The sequence below is a fragment of the Burkholderia sp. COPS genome (assembly GCF_019425585.1).
GTDB lineage: Bacteria > Pseudomonadota > Gammaproteobacteria > Burkholderiales > Burkholderiaceae > Burkholderia > Burkholderia cepacia.
Genome location: NZ_WIXR01000025.1, coordinates 1 through 17,915, shown reverse-complemented (window position 1 = coordinate 17,915; position 17,915 = coordinate 1). Strand labels below are relative to the sequence as shown.

Below are 17,915 nucleotides of genomic sequence, written 5' to 3'. Positions count from 1 at the left end.
CGTCCGCCGCCGTCCGCTCACCGCCCGAACGCCCGCCCGTCGAGCTGCACCGCCCCGACGATCGCGTGATCGGTCGCCGCATGCGCCAGCGCGATGCGATACGTGCCACCGTCGATCCGCCACTGTCCGGCCTGTCCGTCGAACCTGGCCAGCAGGCGCGGATCGACCTTCAGCGACACACGGACGGATTCGCCCGCGCGCAGCGTCACGCGCTCGAAACCGAGCAGCCGCATGCGCGACTCGCCGCATGCATCCGTCAGGTAGAGCTGCGGCACGTCGTCGCCGTCGCGCGTGCCCGTGTTGGTCACCGTGAAACGCGCCGTGACCGTGTCGCCGCCTTCGAGCCGCAGGTCGTCGTACGCGAATCGCGTATAGCTCAACCCGAAACCGAAGCCGAAACGCGGCGACCGCCCCGTCTTCGCGAACCAGCGATAACCGACCTCCGCGCCCTCGTGGTAGTGCACGTCGATCGGCGTGCCGAGTTCGACATCGGCACCCGGCAGCGCCGGATGCGGCGTATCCGCGACATCGGCCGGGAACGTGACCGGCAGCCGGCCCGACGGATTGACGCGGCCCGTCAGGATCTCGGCGATCGCCTGCCCGCCCGCCTGCCCCGGATACCACGCCTGCACGATCGCGGCGACTTCGCCGCTCCACGGCATCGCGACCGGGTTGCCGGTCTGCAGCACGACGACCGTATTGGCGTTCGCGCGCGCCAGCGCGTCGATCAGCGCATCCTGGCCAAACGGCAGCGTCATGTCCGGACAATCGAAACGCTCGCCTTCGTGACGGATGGCATTGACGATCACGACGTCGGCGCGGCGCGCGAGCGCGACCGCGTCCGCGACGTGCGCGCCGCTGTCGTATTCGACGATCGCGTCCGGCCGTTGCGCACGCAACGCCGCGAGCGGCGACGCACCGCCGATGCACATCGCGGTCGGCCCGAGCAGCGGATGGCTGCGCATCGGCACGACCGCCGTATAACCGCCGTGCGGCATCACCTGGCTGGAGCCCGACCCGGACAGCACGCCCGCCTGCGCGAAACCGCCGATCACCGCGATGCGCCGCGCCGTTTGCGCGAGCGGCAGCACCTCGCGTTCGTTCTTCAGCAGCACGATGCCCTCGCGGGCGATCTGCAGCGCGATCGCGTCGTGCGCGGCGAAATCGACCGGCTCCGGCGCGCGTTCGCGATCGATGCCGACCGCGTAACAGGAACGCAGGATGCGCGTCACCATCTCGCCGATGCGCGCTGGCGGCACCTTGCCTTCGTCGTACGCGCGCCGCAGCGGCTCGTTGAACCACTCGGCCTCGTCGAGCTGCGCGCCCGAATGCTGGTCGAGGCCCGCGAGCGCGGACTCCCAGCCGTACACCGCGCGCCAGTCCGACATGATCCAGCCCTTGAAGCCCATCGCGTCCTTGACGACGTCCTGCATCAGATGCCGGTTGCCGCTCGTGTACTCGCCGTTGACCCGGTTGTACGCGGTCATCAGCGCGCCGGGATCGCCTGCCTCGATCGCGATCTGGAACGCGAGCAGGTCGCTCTCGCGATGCGCATCCGGATCGATCACGGCGTTCAGGAAGAACTTGTTGGTCTCGCTCGCATTGAGCGACACGTGCTTGAGCAGCGCGATCACGCCCTCGCGCTGCGTGCCGGCCACCACGCAGCCGCCGATCCGCCCGGACAGCAGCGGATCCTCCGATACGTATTCGAAATTACGGCCGTTGCGCACGTCGCGCACCAGATTGATACCGCCGCCCAGCGCCACGTTGAAGCCGCGTGCGCGCGCTTCCTTGCCGATCGCCGCGCCCATCGTGCGCGCCAGCGCCGGATCGAAGGTCGCGCCGAGCGCCAGCCCGGCCGGGAACGCGGTCGCGCGCTCGTCCGTGGTTTCGGTATGGCGCAGGCCGAGGCTGGCGTCGGCCAGCTTCAGCGCCGGCACGCCGAGGCGCGGCACGCCGGGGACGTAGCCGGCGATGACGGGCAGGTCGGCCGGTACGCGCGGCTCGCGGCCGGTGCGGCCGAACACGCGCACCATCAGGCTGTAGAGCAGCGAAAACCGCTCGTCGTCGGTCATGCGGGCTTCGGTCTCCCGCGCACGGGCGTCGGGACAATCCGCCGGCGCCATGCTCTCGGCGGCCGGGGATTCGATGGGGGTCTGCATTCGAGTCGAGGATGTCATCACGCGTTACTTCGTATGAATGGGACCGGCCGACACCACGCTTGCACCGTCAGCCGAACTGTTTCCGCCAAATAATTATCCGAGTGGATAATTATTGTTTTGAGCGTGAGTGTCAAGCGGGTAAAGGCGGCAAGGACGACGGGGTTTTCCCCGACCCGGGCGGGCCAGGAGGTCGCCCCGGCGCGCGGCGGCGGGTCGGGACGGCCCGTTGCGGCCGATCCGCGCGGACGGCACAATCCGGGGATTCGATCAAGGACAGGACAGATGCAGATTGCAAGGCAGGCACAGCAGGAACGCAGCGAGCAGACCCGTTCGGACATTCTGGGGATCGCGCTCGAACAGTTCTCGACCCGCGGTTTCGACGCGGTCAGCCTGCGCGACATCGCGGACGCGGCAGGCGTCAACCACGCGATGATCCGCTACTACTTCGGCAACAAGGAGAACCTGTGGCGCGCCAGCGTGACGCAGCTGTTCGACCGGTTCATGGAAGGCGTCGCGTTGCCGGACCCGGCGTCGGACACGTTCTCGATCGACGCCGTCAAGCAGTACATCCGCAACTACGTGCGCTATTGCGCGGCGCACCCCGAGCACGCGCGGCTGATGATGCAGGAGGCCAATCGCGATTCGGAACGCCTGAAGTGGATGGCGGAAACCTTCGTGCGGCCGCGCCATGATCGCTCGGTGCCGCTGGTGCGCTACGTCAGCGAAACGACCGACGGGCTCGCGCGGATCGACCCGGTCGTGCTGCTGTACATGATTACCGCGATCGCGCAGGTGCCGTACCTGCTGACCGCGGAAATGCGCTACGCACACGGCATCGACGCGCTCGACGAGAAAGCGATCGATGCGCATTGCGACGCGGTCGTCGCGTTCATCTTCCGTTGACGCGGCGGGTGTGCGGGCGGGCCATGCACCGCCGCGCCCCCGGCCCTGATCGCGCGATCAGGCCGCGACCTCGCCGCCGAGATACGCGTCCCTGATCCGCTCGTCGTCGAGCAGCGCCCTCGCCGGGCCTTCGAGCACGACGCGCCCGGTCTGCAGCACGTACCCGTAATGCGCGATCTCCAGCGCGAGGCTCGCGTTCTGTTCGACCATGAACACGGTCACGCCCTGCTTGTTGATCGCATCGATCAGTTCGAGCACCTTGTCGACGTAAAGCGGAGACAACCCCATCGTCGGTTCATCCATGCAGATCAGCTTCGGCCGCGCCATCAGCGCGCGCGCCATCGCCAGCATCTGCTGCTCGCCGCCCGACAGCGTGCCCGCCCGCTGCGTCAGCCGCTCGCGCACGCGGGGAAACAGGTCGAGCACGCGTGCGTAGTCCTCCGCCACCGCCGTGCGGTCGCCGCGCGTGTACGCGCCCATCAGCAGGTTCTCGCGCACGCTCATGTCGCCGAACAGCCGCCGCGCCTCGGGCACGGCCGCGATCCCGCGCCGCACGCGCTGCGGCGTCGCGAGCGCCGTCACGTCGTCGCCGTCGAAGCGCACGATGCCGCGCTTCGGCCGCATCAACCCGAGAATCAGCTTCATCGTGGTCGACTTGCCGCTCGCGTTGCCGCCAAGCAGGCTGACGATCTGGCCGCGACCGACTTCGAAGTTCACGTCGAAATGCACCTGCACGGGCCCGTAGAACGTGTCGAGGTGTTCGAGTTTCAGCAGCGCATCGGTCATGGTCGTGTCGGATTCGGAAGCAAGCGCGGTCATGCGGCCGCCTGCGTGGTGTGTACCGCGTCGGCACCGCCCGCATGGCGGCGGCCGAGGTATGCCTCGATCACGTGCGGATCGTGCCGCACGTCACGCGGCGCGCCTTCGGCAATCTTCACGCCGTTGTCGAGCACCATCACGCGGTCGGACACGCGCATCACGAGTTCGAGCTTGTGCTCGATCAGCAGGATCGTCAGGCCGCGCGCCTTCAGCGACTGGATCAGTTGCAGCATCTCGGCCGTCTCCGTCTCGTTCATCCCGGCCGTCGGTTCGTCGAGCAGCAGCAGGCGCGGATGCAGCGCGAGCGCGCGGCCGATCTCCACGCGCCGCCGGTTCGCATACGACAGGCTGTGCGCCGGATGATCGATGCGCGGCGTAAGCCGTTCGCCGAACCCGGCGATGATGTCGCGCGCCTCGTCGCGCAGCGCCGCTTCCTCGCGTCGCACCGACGCGGGCCGCACGAGTGCGCGCCACACCTCGGCCGCCGCGCCGAGCGCGGGCCAGCCCGGCCGCGCCGCACGCAGCCGCGCATGCGCGCCGATCAGCACGTTGTCGAGCACGCTCAGGTTGCCGAACACGCGGCCGTGCTGGAACGTGCGTGCGATGCCGAGCGCCGCGAGGCGCTCGGGCGCCGTGCCCGTGATGTCGCGGCCGTCGAACGTCACACGGCCGGCGTCAGGCCGGTCGGCGCCCGCGATCAGGTTGAACAGCGTCGACTTGCCCGCCCCGTTCGGGCCGATCACGCTCAGCAGCTCGCCGTCGGCGAGTGTCAGGCTCGCACCGTCGAGCGCGGTCACGCCGTCGAAGCGCCGCGTCAGGCCCTGCACGTCGAGCAAGGGTCGATTGGTGGTCATCGCGTTCCTCCTCACACCGTGCCGAGCAGGCCCTGCGGCCGGAACCGGACGAGCAGCAGCAGCACGAGGCCGTAGATCAGCATCCGGTAATCGGCCGCCCAGCGGAACAGCTCCGGCAGCCCGATCAGCGCGATCGCGCCGACGATGCCGCCGAGCACGTTGCCGAGCCCGCCGAGGATCACCATCGTCAGCGCGAGGATCGACACCTGCGAATCGAAGGTCTGGTGATTGATGTAGCTGTACAGGTGCGCGGCAATGCCGCCGCTCACGCCGGCCGCGACGCCGCCTACCGCGAATGCGATCGCCTTGTAGCGGTTCGGCGCAATGCCGTGTGCGCGCGCGGCGACGTCGTCCTCGCGCACCGCGCGCAGCGTGCGGCCCAGATGCGAGCGCAGCAGCCGCACCTGCACGAGTGCGAACGCGACGAGCACCGCGAACGTGAACCAGTACGCGGCGCGTGCGGTGCTCGCCCACGGCAGCGGCGCGATGCCGGTGATGCCGAGCGGGCCGCGCGTGAGGCCATCCCAGTTCAGGATCACGAGGCTCACCACTTCGCCGATGCCGAGCGTCGCGATCGACACGTAGTGCCCGCGCAAGCGAAACGCCGGATAGACGAGCAGCGTGCCGAGCACGGCCGTGATGACACCCGCGCACGGAATCGTCACGGCCGGCGACCAGTCGAGATCCGACGACAGCAGCGCCGACGCATACGCACCGATCACGAGCAGCGCCGCGTGGCCGAGCGAGATCTGCCCGACCGTGCCCGCGACGAGCGTGAGGCTCAGCGCGAGCAGCCCGTACAGCCACGCGTTGGTCAGCGTCTGCAGCACGTATGGCGACGCGCCGAGCCACGGCAGCACGGCGGCCAATGCAATCAGCGCGACGAGCACCGGACGCGGCACGCGCACCGCCTTCGCGGCCGCGAGGAAGGTGCCCGTCATCGGCTCGGGCGGCAGCGCGCGGGTCCCGCTGAACAGGCCGTTCGGCCGCCACACGAGGAACACGATCAGCAGTCCGAACGCAAACAAGTCGCGGTAGCTCGTGCCGAACAGCGCGACGCCGTAGCTCTCGACGAGGCCGAGCAGCAGGCTGCCGGCGATCGCGCCCGGCACGTTGCCGAGCCCGCCGATCAGCAGCGCGACCACGCCTTTCAGCGTCGCCTGGAAACCCATCGCCGGGTCGATGCTGTTGTAGTACATGCCGACCAGCAGCCCGCTCACGCCGCCGAGCGCGCACGCGATCGCGAACACGGTCTGGTTCACGCGGTCGACGTCGACGCCCATCTGCAGCGCCGCGTCGCGATCCTGCGCGGTCGCGCGCACGGCCCAGCCGAGCCGCGTGAAGCGCAGGAAGCCGTACAGCAACGCGGCCGCCGCGATGCCGATGCCCGCGATCAGCAGGTCGAGCGAGCCGAGCGTCGCGCCGGCAATGCGCAGATGCCAGTCGGGCAGCGGCGTCGGCACCGCACGCGGGTCCGCGCCGAAGGCGAGCTGCGCGAGCTGGTCGAGGATGAAGCTGATGCCGATCGTCGCGAGCAGCGGCGCGATGCGCGCCGCGTGGCGCAGCGGCCGCAGCCCGATCCGCTCGATCGCGACGCCGAGCGCGCCGCAGCCGACGACGACCGCCGCGAGCGCGACCGGCAGCGGCAGCCCGAAGCGCGTCAGGCACAGCCAGCCGATGAATGCGCCGACCATGTACACCGAGCCATGCGCGAAGTTGATCAGGTGCGACACGCCGAAGATCAACGCGAGCCCAACCGCGAGCAGCGCGTAGATGTTGCCGACGATGAGGCCGTTGAGCGTGTAGTCGAGCCAGGAAGCCATCACGATGCGTCCGTCACGTGCATGCGGTTCGGGGTCAGCGCGCCGCGAGCTGCGGTTTCGCGCCGTCCCACAGCGCCCACTGCCCCTGCTTCACGACGAGATACACGGTGCGCGCGCCCGCGACGCGGCGCGTCTGCGGATCGAAGCGCACCTTGCCGAAGATCACGCTCGGCACGTCGCTGATTTTCGCGAAGCCGTCGTGCGCGGCCTGGCGCGTCGTGCCGTAGCGGCGCAGCACTTCCGCCGACAAGATCAGCGCGTCGTATGCGCGCGCGACGAACGAATCGGGATCGGCATGGAATTTCGCGCGATAGCGCTGCACGAACGCCTGCACCTCGGGGCGCGGTTCGGCCGGGAAGAAGTTCGATTCGGTATACACACCGTCGACGGCCGCGCCGCCCAGCTCGAGGAATTTCGGCGAATACACGGAGCCGACCGCCGCGATCGGCAGCGTGACGCCCGACGTGCGCGCCTGCCGCACGATCTGCGCGCCGTCCGCGTAGTACGAGATCAGCACGATCGAATCGGGCTTCGATTCGCCGATGCGCACGAGCGTCGAACGGAAATCCTTCTCCGCCGGCTGGTAGCCTTCGGCCGCGACGACCTGCGCGCCGAGCCCGGCCACCGCCTTCGCGAAGATGTCCTTGCTGGTGCGCCCCCAGTCGGTGTTCAGGTACAGCACCGCGATCCGCTTGAAGCCGAGCTCCTTCACCGCGTAGCGCGCGAGCAGCGGCTGCTCCTCGGCCTGGCTCAGCGCGGTGCTCCACAGATAATCGCCGCCCTTCGTGAAGTCCGGATGCGAGTTCGTGAAGCCGAACTGGATCAGCTGCCCGCGCTGGTAGATCGGCGATGCGGCCATCGACGTCGCGCTGGAGAAGTCGCCCAGCTCGATCGCGATGCGCGGATCGGCGACGAACTTCTGCGCGATCGCGACGGCCTGGCGCGGGTCGCTCCGGCTGTCCTGGAAGTCGATCGCGAGCGGCCGGCCATGGATGCCGCCGCTGCCGTTGATCTCGTCGAGCGCGAGATCGAAGCCGCGCTTCCATTGCTCGCCGTATTGCGCGTCCTGGCCCGTGAGCGGCCCGCTCACGCCGATCACCACCGGCTCGCCCGATACGCCCGCCGCGAGCGCGCCGCCCGTCGACAAGCCCCATGCGGCAGCGAGCGCCGCCACCGTGCCCAGCACGCGCCGCCATGCGCCGCGTGCGTCGTTCCCCGAAACGTTCATGCGTCCCCCAGCTTCAGTCAGTCGAAAAGAGTGAGGGCATGTAACCATCCGGTTCAGGACGATCCAACGAAGTTTTGCGTATATCGATATCGGGCGCGGCGCGAAGCCGGCGACGCCCGCGAACGGCCGCCTGCACGCGCCGCCGCGCGCGATGAGGCGGCACGCATCGCATCGCGTTGATTCGATTGGCGTTTCCGGTACGTCACGCGTCGCCACCGGCACGCACGCGCGTCCGTCCGGCCATCGCGACGATCCTGCGCTTCGCAGTTTTCGCGCTGTCGATAGCAAAATTCATTATATGAATCACGCATGCTCACACTTCTACAATGCGCAAATCGCATCATCGGAAGGTGTCATGGAGCTGCATCAACTCGAAGCGTTTTCCGCGGTCATGTCGACCGGCAGCGTGACCGGCGCGGGCGAACTGCTCGGCCGCTCGCAGCCGGCCGTCACGCGGCAGATCCAGGAGCTCGAAGCCGATCTCGGCTACGCGCTGTTCGACCGGCACGGCCCGCGCGTCACGCCGACACGGCGTGCCTTCCTGCTCTACGAGGAAGTCGAGCGCTCGCTGGTCGGCCTGCGTGCGATCGAGGCGCGCGCACGGGCGCTCGGCGACGAAACCGCCGAACCCGTGCGCATCGCGGCGACGCCTTCGCTCGCGGCGACGCTCGTGCCGGCCGCGCTCGCCGCGCTGCCCGACGGCGCGCAGGCGCCGCACTACCAGTTGCGCAGCGAATCGGCCGAGCATGTCGTGCACGAGGTGCTGGCCGGCACGGCCGACATCGGCGTCGTCACGTTGCCGATGGCGCATGCCGGGCTCGACGTGCACTGGATCGCGCAAACGCCCTGCGTCGCCGTGCTGCCCGCCGGCGACCCGCTCGCGGCGCAGCCGCGCATCGCGCTGCGCGATCTCGCGCGCCGCCGCATCGTGACGGTCGCGAACCGGCACCGGCTGCGCCAGCGGATCGATGCGGCATTCGCGGCCGCGCGGGTCGACGCACGCGTCTTCATCGAAACCAATGCGTCGCTGAATGCGGTGATGGCCGCGCGTGCCGGCATCGGGATCGGCATCGTCGATCCGGCCACCGGTGTCGCCCTGCCGGTAGACGGCGTCGTCGCCCGCCCGCTCGACGTCGACATCCCGTTCGCGTTCGGCGTCGCGACGCCGGCCGGCAAGGCGCGCACGGCGGCCGTCGATGCGCTGCTCGACGCGCTGCACCGTACGACGCGCACACTGCTCGACGACGTGATCTTTCACGAGGCCGCCGCGCACGACGCGCTGCTGCGCGGCGACCGGCTGCGTGCCGGGCGCCCGTCACGTCCTTCGAATCCTTCAAATCCTTCACGCCCTTCCAGCCCGCCACGCACGGCACGATCGCGCCGCACGCGCCCGGAGGCCGCATGACGATGCCCGCCGATGCACTCCACGCACTTGAAACCCGGCTCGCTCAAGACCTGCGCTGGCTCGACCTGCCCGCGCCGTCGTGGGTGCCGCCGCGCGAAGCCGACGGCACACGCGTGCTCGACGTCGCGATCGTCGGCGGCGGCATGGCCGGGCTCGCGGCGGCCGCCGAACTGCGCCTGCTCGGCATCGACAACCAGTGCGTGATCGACCGCGCGCCGGCCGGTTACGAAGGGCCATGGGTCACGTTCGCGCGGATGGACACGCTGCGCTCGCCGAAGCAGCTCGCGGGCCCTGCGCTCGGCCTGCCCGCGCTGACGTTCCGCGCCTGGTTCGAAGCGCAATACGGCCGCGATGCATGGGACGCGCTCTACAAGATTCCGCGCACGCAATGGATGGATTACCTGCGCTGGTACCGGCGCGTGCTCGACCTGCCGGTGCGCAACGACACCACGCTCGTCGCGCTGCGCCCGCGCGACGACGGCCTGCTCGCGCTCGACGTGCGCGGCAACGGCGAAGCGCAGACGCTGCTCGCGCGGCACGTCGTGCTCGCGACCGGCCGCGACGGGCTCGGCGGCCCGTACGTGCCGCCCGTCGCGCACCGCGCGCCGCGCGCGCGTTGGGCGCATTCGTCCGAGCCGATCGACTTCGCGGCGCTCGCGGGCAAGCGCATCGGCGTGGTCGGCGCGGGCGCGTCCGCGTTCGACAACGCAGGTACCGCGCTCGAAGCCGGCGCCGCACGCGTCGACCTGTTCTTCCGCCGCGCGGACATTCCGCGCATCAACAAGCTGACGGGCATCGGCAGCCCCGGGCTCGTGCACGGCTATGCCGATCTCGACGACGCGACGAAGTGGCGCTTCATGCACTACGCGCTGACGTCGCAGACACCGCCGCCGCGCGACAGCGTGCTGCGCGTGTCGCGTCACGAGCATGCGCATTTTCATGCGGGCAGCCCGATCGAGACGCTCGCCGAACATGCGGACGGCCTCGACGTGACGACGCCGCGCGGGCGCTACACCGTCGATTTCCTGATCTTCGCGACGGGCTTTCATTCGGACTGGACGACACGCGCGGAATTCGCGTCGTTCGGCTCGCACGTGCGGCGCTGGAAGGATCGTTATCGGCCGGCATCGGGTTTGTGGCTCGACGAACTCGCGGAATCGCCCGATCTCGGCCCCGCATTCTCGTTCCAGGAACGCGAGCCCGGTGCATGCCCGGCCGTCACGCGAATCCATTGCTTCAACCATGCGGCGAGCCTGAGCCACGGCAAGCTGTCCGGCGATATCCCGGCGATCAGCGCGGGCGCCGAGCGGCTCGCGCGCGGCATCGCGAGCCGGCTGTTCGACGCGGATCGCGATCGCCACTACGACGCGCTCGTCGCATACGCGAACGCGGAACTGCAAGGCGACGAGTGGCGCGACGCCGATGCATGAGTGCTCGCCCATCGACCACATAAACGACGAAGGAATCCTGAACGATGACTGAATCCATCACGCCGGCCGATGCGCCGGACACGATCGATGCGGTGGCCGGCCTGCACGACGGCAACGCGATCGCCGCACTGCGCCGCGCGCGCGAGAAGGTGCTGCTTCATACGCGGCTGAGCGAGGCTGCCCTGTTCGATCCCGCGCTGCCCGATCTTTCGTTAATCGAAAGACTGCACACGGCCCGGTATGTCGCGCACAAATCGAAGGCGCCGGCATTGACCGACACCTATCGCGCGCGGCTGATCGACGCGGGCGGCACGCTCGACGATATCGCACGCGCGGATGCCGATGCGTTCGATGCGCTGCCTCGACGCATCGGCGCGATCCTGGCGCATGCGCGCCTGCTGACGCTCGCCCCTGTCGATGCGCGCCCGTCCGATCTCGACGCGCTGAAGTCGGCCGGGCTCACGACGCCCGCGATCGTCGCGCTGTCGCAGCTCGTGGCGTTCGTCGCGTACCAGTTGCGCGTCGCCGCTGCCGCGCAGGCGCTTCAGGCACGCACTGCAACGGAGGCCGCATGACGACGACCGCCCACGGCTTCACGTCCGACACGCTCGGCTGGCGCGCCTGGCTCGACACCGTTTCGCTCGATGCCGCGACGCCCGAGCAGCTGGCCGTGCTCGACGCGAGCCACCCGCAAGCGAAGACATCCGACTATTACCTGCTGCTCGTCCATCTGCCCGAGATCCTGCGGCAACGCTCGGGCGTGTTCAACGCGATCATGTACGGCCCCGGCGGGCTGTCGCGCGCCGAGCGCGAACTCGCCAGCACGGCCGTGTCGCGCGTGAACGGCTGCGTGTATTGCGCATCCGTGCATGCGCAGCGCTTCGCGCAGCTCGCGAAACGCACCGACGCGATCGAGCAGGTATTCGACGATCCGGCGACGGCCGGCACGACGGCGCGCGAACGCGCGATCGTGCGTTATGCGATCGCACTGACGGAGCGGCCCGAAACGGTCGATGCGCGCGATATCGCCGCGCTGCAAGCCGAAGGGCTGACCCATGAGGAGATTCTCGACCTGTCGCACGCGGTCGCGATCTTCGCGTGGGCGAACCGGTTGATGCTGACGCTGGGCGAGCCGGTGTTTCCGGAACCGGCGTCCAACGCCTGACCGCACGAAAAAGAGCATGACGCAGGCGCCGCCCGCGTCACACCTTGTGCGTCGACAGCAAGATACTCGTCTCGGTATTCGCGATCCCGTCGATCAACCGGATCGCGCCGAGCACGCGATCGAAGTGCTCGAGCGAATCGGCATGCACGGGATCGGTACGAGGCTCTGACAGGCCAGAAGGCCCCGGCTTGGAAATAGCACATTGCAAGCAGCCAAACCAATAAGATCGACATCGCTTACCGGGTTTCCATTTGCATAGCCGTAGACATTGATGCCTCCGGCGTATCCGATCGGCTCCTCGCTAACAAACCGCTCCGCCTCCCTCCGGATCGCAGTACCGGTACCGGTTGGAATGCAGCGCCGTTACCGCGTCATCTGGATGGAAATAGCGAACACCCCTTCTTTAAACTGATTGAAAGTGACCCGTTCGATTTTCTGACGTCCACAAACCTTTCCATTTTCCAATACACTTTGGACTCGCCATTATTCATCAAATAATTTTCCGGAAGAATGTGCGCCACGCTGTCGATATAAACTCTCTCGCCCCGAACTTGATTAATCGATATTGATACACAAGTGAGGTTGACTTTTATGTTGATCGCACCAGCACTTGAATCACTTATCCTTATTTTCCCGTATACCAGCGCCTTATCCATTTCGGCTTCTCGATATGCTTTTCCGCTCTCTATCTCGACATGAATTTCTGTTCCGCCAAATTTTTCCGTGGACTGTAGCATGCTCACCTCTTCAGAATATCCAGATGCCGATGGCGCGAGGAAGAAGAACGCAAAAGATACGGCGATCCAAGATGGTTTTCTACTAGGCATCACTTTTTAGGATAAAGAAGCTTTATCCACGAGTTAGGTCTAAATGTGAACGTTGGATTGGGGACATTTATGCCGGCACAGCCCAACACATCAACCACCGAGTCTTTGCAATTATTTCTATAAAGATTGTATTTGCGTTCACCAGAATTGTGAGCATCCATTGATCCATTGGCGCACATGGCAATTGCCCTGTCTTGATCTGTTGTGGTTTTGTACATAAGCGTCCCATCCGGCGGCATTGCAATGGCTTCGATGCTAACACCGGCAGGTGCATTTGAACCCGTCAAGAATCCGATGTTCCCGCCAGACGATGTTTCGCCAGCAGCGCCTTGGTTGAAAGCGAACCAAGCTCCACGCTCATTCAGGAAATAGAGTGTCGCGTGCCCGTTCCCACCGGCTGCCGCGGGATCAATGCCAATTCCGTAGTCGAGGCCCAAAGGGTCAGCCCACCTGACGGGGTTGGGCGCGTATGCGTGCGGGTTTATACCAGCGGCCAACCTCATCGGGTCCTTGCTCACGAACCGGCCCACTTCCGGATCGTAGTACCGGTATCGGTTGTAGTGCAGCTCCGTCTCGTGGTCATGGTACTGCCCCTGGAACCGGATCGGGTTGCGCAATTCCACGCGCCCATCGGATGCCTTGCGGATCACTTCCTTGACCGCGCCCCAGGCAATCTCGCTGTGCTCGTCCGTCAGTTCCTGCGGCGTGCACAGATGGTCGCACTGGTACCACGCCAGACTATTGATGGCCGGCGCGGGTGGTGGCGGTAGCCACAGCGGGTCTTCGTCCCGCCGGTAGTAGTCGCCGTACTCGGGCTGGTCATGCAGAAGGATGGCGTCGTCGCGCACGGCCTGCGCCACTGGCACAAAACTGCCCGGCTCGTACACGTAGTGCGTGGTGCGCGCGCCAAAGCCATCTTCGTCGGCGATCTTGCTTTCCCAGGCCATTGTGTCGCCGTCCCACTCGTACAGCGTGAAGCCGCATTGCAACTCGCGGTTGCGCTTCACCCGCTCGGCGCGGTTCCAGTGCGGCCCTGCTTCTCTACGTTCCTCGTAGTGCGCCTTGCTGTACTTTGTCAGCCGCCGGCCCAAAGCGTCGTAGCTGTAGTCGGCCTGCAGGCGCTCGTCTTCGAAATGCGTGAGGCGGTCGAACAAGTCCCAGGTGTAGCGGCTTTCCTTGCCCTGGTGCCAGCGCTTGCTGAGGTTACCGCGCGTCGTACTGGTAGTGGGTGCCGGCGTATTGCTTGAGCAAGTTATCCAGCGCCTTGATGCGCGGCATGTGCTGGCGCTCCGCCTCGCGCTTTGGCAGAGAAAGGGATAGAACATGCGCCGAATTTAGCAATGAATCGGGAGCCTTTTTCACCCGAGGCTCACATTCGGCGGAAAGCGTCCAGTGCAACTTGGACGGAGTACTTTCGAGCGATCATATCCCCAACAGAGAAGCACAAATTCTCATCGCCATACCCTTTTGAGTTGTTAACCAAGGCTTCCAATAGGAAGCCTTTTTGATCGATGGTGAGCTTATCAAAGTCGTTGTAAATTCCAGAAATGAAGCTCTCTATACCTTGCCTAGAGAAAATTAGAGGATCCGACAACACCTCCAGATATAGTGAAAATATATCCCCGGGCAGGGGAGAAACTGTTAACGACAGGTACTCTAATGCGAACGCAATCTCTGCGACCTCTTTTCGCCTAGAGTTTGTTCGCAAAGCGTTTATACGAAACCGTAGCTCGTCAATGGTTGTCGTCATGGTGTCATCGCGTTAGCGGGGATAGTCCACCATAGAGGTGACGCCAAGCCTTCGGTACTGTCACCGATGCCTGCACAGCGCACTCTGCGCGCGCAGGTGCGGCAGGCCTTCGGCTCGCTCGTCTTGCGCATCGCCTCGGCGGCAAAAATCGAGAATCTACGCAGGAACCCGAATTGTTAACAGGGGTACCGCCCCGCTTGTTGCGTGTAAACGTCAGTCAGACCGCCGCGTGACGGTCGGATTGACGCAACAACACCTGAGAAATGCGAGAAATGAGGCGCGTCCACAGGGCAAACCTCTCCGAATGTGTGGGGCTTCGCTTCGGTATCCGGCCATTCCGCGCCGGCAATCGCACGACAACCTCGTGCGATTGCCTACTAATCAGTGATTCTATAAATTTCATCGGCTCCCAAACTCAAAGTCATCCATGATTCGACGAAGTGCAGCCGAGTCCTCGCCATCGGGATTTGCGTCATGTAATTGCTCGAAAAAGAATTCGATCAGATAGAACTCATCCGGATTTCTTATTTTACCGCGTGCAATAATTTTTCTTGCCTTTTCGCCTTCCTTGTCAAAAAAACCAGGAAGCTCCGAGTTCACGGCCTGAGTAAAATCGGCTAAAAACTTCCCTCGTACCTCGGCAGGAGCATCACGCAAAAATTGAAGTTGCGGCATTTCTCGTAGTCCCTGCCTGATGCCTGTAAGCAACTCCGATATTTTGAAGTCTAGTTTTTCACCATTAATATAGCGCTCGCATTCAATCTTTAATCTCCCAAACCCCTCCCTGAGCAAGAGGGTATCTTTGTTGTTAAGACTGCCTAGGATGTCGTCAATCTTCTCGACGACTCGTATTAGACTGAGGACTTCTTGTCTTGCTTTTGATTCGATCTTCATATATGCCTTGATTACCAATTTCGCGCTCGCGGTGGAGAATTGTCTGGAAGTTCTCCAAATTCTTTAATGGAATAATTTTTATAAATTTTCCCAAGCGGGTTAATGTCGGAAACCCCGTTGATCATATTCCTCGCTGTACCTCCAACGCTCCGAGCTCCTCCATGGAAATCGATTAGTTGCTGCTCGCGGCCACGTATCGCATCTCGATTTACAGAGAACTTATCCAAGACCGGTGGAGCAAATCCTTCCGCATTCAGATGGCCTTGCTGCAGCCCTCGCCTGTGCACCAGCGTATTGGGATCACCATATCCTGACGTTCGCCCACAATACACCTGCCGAGTGATTGGATGAGTCCTTGTATACGTTGCATGGTAGTACGGCAGGCGATTGGGGGTATCACCCGTCAATAGGAGCGGCAGGAGCAACCCTGCTGGCCTGACTGAAGGTACAGGAACATCTTTGGGGACAGACAGAGGCGATGGCACCGCAATGGTGCCACTCAACCCCAACGGATCCGCCCATCCCACCGGATTCGGTGTGAACTGGTACAGACTCAGCCCGCCTGCAAATCCAATCGGGTCCTTGCTGACGAACCGCCCCACCTCCGGATCGTAGTACCGATACCGGTTGTAGTGCAGCCCCGTCTCGTGGTCATGGTACTGCCCCTGGAATCGGGTCGGGTTGCGTAATTCCACGCGGCCACCCGACGCCTTGCGCAGTGCTTCTTTCGCCACTCCCCAGGCACGATACTCAGCGGCCCAGGCGATCTCGCTGTGCTCGTCCGTCAACTCCTGCGGCGTGCCCAGGTGGTCGCACTGGTACCAGGCCAGGCAGTCGATGGCCGGCGCTGGCGGTGGAGGGCCCCACAGCGGGTCTTCGTCCTGCCGGTAGTAGTCGCCATACTCGGGCTGGTCGAGCAGTTCGATAGCATCGTCGCGCACCGCCTGTGCCACCGGCACAAAGCTGCCCGGCTCGTACACATAGTGCGTGGTGCGCGCGCCGAAGCCATTCTCGTCGGCAATCTTGCTCTCCCACGCCAGCGTGTCGCCGTCCCACCCGTACAGCGTGAAGCCGCATTGCAGTTCACGATTGCGCTTCACCCGCTCGCCGCGGTTCCAGTGCGGCCCGGCCTCGCGGCGTTCCTCGTAGTGCGCCTGGCTGTGCTTCGACAAACGTCTGCCTAGTGCGTCGTAGGTGTAATCGACCGCAAGGCGCTCGTCTTCGTAGTGCGTGAGCCGGTCGAACAAATCCCAGGTAAAACGGCTTTCCTGTCCGTTCTTCCAGCGTTTTGTCTGGTTGCCCCGCGCGTCGTACTGGTAGTGGGTGCCGGCGTATTGCTTGAGCAGGTTGTCCAGCGCCTTGATGCGCGGCATGTGCTGGCGCTCGGCCTCGCGCTGTTCGGCCGGGTCGATCAGGTTGCTGGCCGGGTCGAAGTCGAAGGTTTCAAGGCCGAGGCGGCTTTGCGCTTCCAGCAACCGGCCCACCGGGTCATAGCGGTAGGCCAGTTGGCCGCGCCGCGTGTCGTTGATTTTGGTGAGTTGGCCGCTGGCATCGTAGCGGTAGTGGCGCACCAGCAGCCGATTGCCGCCGCCCGTCTGCCCGGGCAGCCCCTTGGCTTCGTGGGCCAGCACCTGTTCGCTGAGACGGCCGAGTTGGTCCCACTGCTGCGTTTGCAGCAGGTGGTTGCCCTGGGTGCGGACGATTTCGCGGTGCAGGTCGTCGCGCTCATAGCTGACCAGTTCGCGCTCGTCCAGTTGCAGGGCCAGCAGGTGGCCGCTGCCGTAGGTCAACCAACTGACGCGGTGCCCGTCCGGGCGCACGGTGGCCGTGCGCTGGTTGAGCGCGTCGTATTCGTGCTGCCATACCGCTACCAGCGGCTTGCCCAGGCTGATGTAGTGCTGATGCTCGCGCACCAGGTTGCCGGCCGCGTCGTGGAACCATTGCAGGCGACTGTCGGCATTGGTCGCCAGCGCCAGGTTGCCGTTGAAATCATAGGCAAACTGCTCGCGCTGCCAATCCTTCTCTCCCGGTTCGGCATCGCCGGTTTGCAGCGCCGCACGGCGTTCTACAAGACGGCCCATGGCGTCGAAGGTGTAGGCGGTGACGCGCTGGCCGTCAATGGCCCGCGCCAGCTTGCCAGTGGTTTCCTCGTACTCGTAGCGCGTGGTGGCGCCGTCAAAGCCGGTTTCGGCCAGCAGGCGCCCCATCGGGTCATAGTGGAACTCGGTGTCGCGACCGTTTTCGTTGCGCAGCGCGGTGAGCTGGCCGAGCTTGTCCCACCGGTAGCGCAGGGTCTGGCCGGCCGCGTCCACCCGGCTGGCGAGCAGCCCGGCCTCGGTGTAGTCCCATTCGGTGCGCCGGCCCAGCGCATCGATGTGGGTCAGCAGGCGGCCTTCGGCATCGCGCTCGAAGTGTTCTTCGCTGTTGTCGGCATGGCGGATGGCGGCGAGCTGGCCGGCCTCGTAGCGATAGCGGGTGATGTTGCCGGCCGCATCGGTGAACTGCACGAGCTGGCCGCGCTCGTCGTAGGCCCATTGGCTGGCGTTGCCCGAACAGTCGACGTAGCGCGTGAGCTGGCCGTTGGCGTTGTACTCGAGCTGCTTGATCTTGCCGCTGGCGTCGGTGATGCCGATCGGCAGGCCCATCGGGTTGTAC

The 17,915-nt window shown here is 65.4% G+C and carries 16 protein-coding genes and 1 pseudogene; 5 read left to right on the top strand and 12 right to left on the bottom strand.

Going from position 1 to position 17,915, the window contains the following annotated elements:
* Nucleotides 1-17: 17 nt before the first annotated feature.
* The gene (locus FOZ70_RS22800) at nucleotides 18-2,075 is read right to left on the bottom strand and encodes a glycoside hydrolase family 3 C-terminal domain-containing protein (protein ID WP_258025703.1); all 2,058 of its coding nucleotides are present in this window, start codon (nucleotides 2,073-2,075) and stop codon (nucleotides 18-20) included.
* 369 nt (nucleotides 2,076-2,444) lie between these two features.
* Between FOZ70_RS22800 and FOZ70_RS22795 the strand changes: the two genes are divergently transcribed.
* Nucleotides 2,445-3,065 (top strand): TetR family transcriptional regulator, encoded by a 621-nt coding sequence (locus FOZ70_RS22795; protein ID WP_021158387.1) that lies wholly within the window; start codon nucleotides 2,445-2,447, stop codon nucleotides 3,063-3,065.
* Nucleotides 3,066-3,122: 57 nt separating this feature from the next.
* Here FOZ70_RS22795 and FOZ70_RS22790 read toward each other — a convergent pair whose 3' ends face one another.
* Genes FOZ70_RS22790 through FOZ70_RS22775 form a run of 4 tightly spaced genes read right to left on the bottom strand, consistent with a single transcriptional unit; the run spans nucleotide 3,123 to nucleotide 7,789 of the window.
* On the bottom strand, nucleotides 3,123-3,884 hold the full coding sequence (locus tag FOZ70_RS22790) for an ABC transporter ATP-binding protein (RefSeq protein WP_124625306.1): 762 nt from the start codon (nucleotides 3,882-3,884) through the stop codon (nucleotides 3,123-3,125).
* Nucleotides 3,881-4,738 carry an ABC transporter ATP-binding protein gene (locus FOZ70_RS22785; RefSeq protein ID WP_060160108.1) on the bottom strand — a complete coding sequence of 286 codons (858 nt, stop codon included), beginning with the start codon at nucleotides 4,736-4,738 and terminating at the stop codon, nucleotides 3,881-3,883. The genes FOZ70_RS22790 and FOZ70_RS22785 overlap by 4 nt, the downstream gene beginning before the upstream one ends.
* A gap of 11 nt (nucleotides 4,739-4,749) precedes the next feature.
* Nucleotides 4,750-6,561, bottom strand: a complete 1,812-nt coding sequence (locus tag FOZ70_RS22780; RefSeq protein ID WP_219706850.1) for an ABC transporter permease — start codon at nucleotides 6,559-6,561, stop codon at nucleotides 4,750-4,752.
* 34 nt (nucleotides 6,562-6,595) lie between these two features.
* On the bottom strand, nucleotides 6,596-7,789 hold the full coding sequence (locus FOZ70_RS22775; protein WP_021158383.1) for an ABC transporter substrate-binding protein: 1,194 nt from the start codon (nucleotides 7,787-7,789) through the stop codon (nucleotides 6,596-6,598).
* Between the two features lie 355 nt (nucleotides 7,790-8,144).
* On the opposite strand from FOZ70_RS22775, the gene FOZ70_RS22770 reads away from it, so the two are divergent.
* From FOZ70_RS22770 to FOZ70_RS22755, 4 genes are read left to right on the top strand one after another with little or no spacing between them, the layout of a single operon-like run.
* Complete coding sequence (locus FOZ70_RS22770) at nucleotides 8,145-9,194, top strand: LysR family transcriptional regulator (protein ID WP_219706779.1); 1,050 nt, start codon at nucleotides 8,145-8,147, stop codon at nucleotides 9,192-9,194.
* Entirely contained in the window at nucleotides 9,191-10,624 is a 1,434-nt protein-coding gene (locus FOZ70_RS22765; protein ID WP_059709854.1) for an NAD(P)/FAD-dependent oxidoreductase, read from the top strand. The genes FOZ70_RS22770 and FOZ70_RS22765 overlap by 4 nt, the downstream gene beginning before the upstream one ends.
* 44 nt (nucleotides 10,625-10,668) lie before the next feature.
* The gene (locus FOZ70_RS22760) at nucleotides 10,669-11,199 is read left to right on the top strand and encodes a hypothetical protein (RefSeq protein ID WP_193095025.1); all 531 of its coding nucleotides are present in this window, start codon (nucleotides 10,669-10,671) and stop codon (nucleotides 11,197-11,199) included.
* Entirely contained in the window at nucleotides 11,196-11,789 is a 594-nt protein-coding gene (locus FOZ70_RS22755) for a peroxidase-related enzyme (protein WP_021158377.1), read from the top strand. The genes FOZ70_RS22760 and FOZ70_RS22755 overlap by 4 nt, the downstream gene beginning before the upstream one ends.
* Nucleotides 11,790-11,826: 37 nt before the next feature.
* On the opposite strand, the pseudogene FOZ70_RS22750 reads toward FOZ70_RS22755, so the two are convergent.
* The 7 genes and pseudogenes from FOZ70_RS22750 to FOZ70_RS22720 all read right to left on the bottom strand — a co-directional run.
* A pseudogene (locus FOZ70_RS22750) lies at nucleotides 11,827-11,937 on the bottom strand (Lrp/AsnC ligand binding domain-containing protein); the annotation flags it as partial.
* A gap of 223 nt (nucleotides 11,938-12,160) precedes the next feature.
* Complete coding sequence (locus FOZ70_RS22740; RefSeq protein WP_219706778.1) at nucleotides 12,161-12,526, bottom strand: hypothetical protein; 366 nt, start codon at nucleotides 12,524-12,526, stop codon at nucleotides 12,161-12,163.
* 89 nt (nucleotides 12,527-12,615) lie between these two features.
* Nucleotides 12,616-13,770 carry an RHS repeat-associated core domain-containing protein gene (locus tag FOZ70_RS22735; protein ID WP_258025702.1) on the bottom strand — a complete coding sequence of 385 codons (1,155 nt, stop codon included), beginning with the start codon at nucleotides 13,768-13,770 and terminating at the stop codon, nucleotides 12,616-12,618.
* 49 nt (nucleotides 13,771-13,819) lie between these two features.
* Nucleotides 13,820-13,978: a hypothetical protein gene (locus FOZ70_RS38165; RefSeq protein ID WP_176131953.1), complete on the bottom strand. Its 159-nt coding sequence runs from the start codon at nucleotides 13,976-13,978 to the stop codon at nucleotides 13,820-13,822.
* A 7-nt stretch (nucleotides 13,979-13,985) separates the two neighbouring features.
* On the bottom strand, nucleotides 13,986-14,366 hold the full coding sequence (locus FOZ70_RS22730) for a hypothetical protein (RefSeq protein WP_155642012.1): 381 nt from the start codon (nucleotides 14,364-14,366) through the stop codon (nucleotides 13,986-13,988).
* Between the two features lie 399 nt (nucleotides 14,367-14,765).
* Entirely contained in the window at nucleotides 14,766-15,260 is a 495-nt protein-coding gene (locus FOZ70_RS22725) for a hypothetical protein (RefSeq protein WP_155642013.1), read from the bottom strand.
* An 11-nt stretch (nucleotides 15,261-15,271) separates the two neighbouring features.
* Nucleotides 15,272-17,915, bottom strand: a 2,644-nt coding sequence (locus FOZ70_RS22720; protein ID WP_219706774.1) for an RHS repeat-associated core domain-containing protein, incomplete at its 5' end; no start/stop codon positions are given.